Annotated in this window: 1 protein-coding gene and 1 rRNA gene; both read left to right on the top strand. The window is 59.0% G+C overall.

The genetic code is table 11. The annotated features are described in order from the left end of the window. Positions 1-76: ribosomal RNA gene (rrf, locus tag DQ353_RS22780) — 5S ribosomal RNA — on the top strand; the annotation flags it as partial. A gap of 416 nt (positions 77-492) precedes the next feature. Further along, the gene (locus DQ353_RS21105) at positions 493-957 is read left to right on the top strand and encodes a GNAT family N-acetyltransferase (RefSeq protein ID WP_113765140.1); all 465 of its coding nucleotides are present in this window, start codon (positions 493-495) and stop codon (positions 955-957) included. Positions 958-1,105: the final 148 nt, after the last annotated feature.

Here is a 1,105-nt window from a genome sequence, read left to right as displayed (position 1 = left end):
GAACCCGGAAGCTAAGACCCACCGCGCCGATGGTACTGCACTCGGGAGGGTGTGGGAGAGTAGGTCACCGCCGGACAATCCGTCCCGGAACCCCTGAACATCATTGTTCAGGGGTTCCGATGTTTAACGCCCGAACCAGGCGGCGCCCGTTGCGGCCCCCGGCACCCGCCGGGGGCCGCACCCCGTTAACGCCCGACCCCGACCCCGGGCCGGCTGCCTCGCAAGCGACCTTCATGGCCAGAGCCATTAGGGTTGAGGAAGCCGCATAGTGCCGTATGCGGTGTCCTGGTGGAACGGGCAGACGCCGATCATCACTGCGATTCCGGTATACCTCGGCGACCCATTGGTTGGTTCCTGTCCATTGCTGTTTCAAATCTGAAGCGCTCGTAATGATCGGTTGGTCAACGACTTGCTGGTCTTCGCCGTTTGAGATGATTGGTCCGCCCTGATGCATATTGCCTTGGATCATGCGCAGCTGCAAGGATTAAACCCATGCACGCCTATCTATTGCCAATGCCAATTGAAGAGATGCCTGAATGGATCGCCTCGATTAGAGCTGAGTACATCGTTAGTCGAATCACCGCCGGCGAGTCTGCGGCGGAGGCGAAAGCGGCTGCAGACACAAGCTTTGCGCAGCAATTCCCCAACGGACGGCAGCGAGATCACCATTTGGTATTCAACGTCGTGGCCGGTGACGACGTAGTTGGCTACCTCTGGGTCGGCCCGGAAACCAATGCGGACGCCGGCAAATGGTGGGTTTGGGATGTAGAAATCTACGAGCCGTTCCAACGCAGGGGATACGGAAGAGATGCCATGCTTCTGGCCGAGCGCGAGGCGAGATTAGCCGGGGCCATTGAACTTGGCTTAAACGTCTTCGGGTACAACCTCGGCGCCCGCAAACTCTATGAGTCCCTGGGCTATGAACCGACATCCATTCGCATGGCGAAGCATCTCTGACGAGGAAAACTTGGCTGTGACTGTCAACGGCAGTCTAAAACTGCCCGTCTACGGCAATTGAAATTGACCACTTGCGGCAGTCTCGCTGACCATGGGCGGCAACGGAATTGACCGGCTTTCGGGACGCCGCGCTGATGGCCACCGGCGC

Origin of the sequence: Arthrobacter sp. AQ5-05 (assembly GCF_003287975.1) — a bacterium.
Taxonomy (GTDB): Bacteria; Actinomycetota; Actinomycetes; order Actinomycetales; family Micrococcaceae; genus Paeniglutamicibacter.
The sequence above is the reverse complement of the archived record's forward strand: the minus strand, read 5'-3'. Positions and strand labels throughout refer to the sequence as shown.

What these genes read in the sequence shown, in the direction of transcription:
- DQ353_RS21105 (WP_113765140.1), top strand. Translation starts at nt 493, where the DNA reads ATGCACGCCTATCTATTGCCAATGCCAATTGAAGAGATGCCTGAATGG.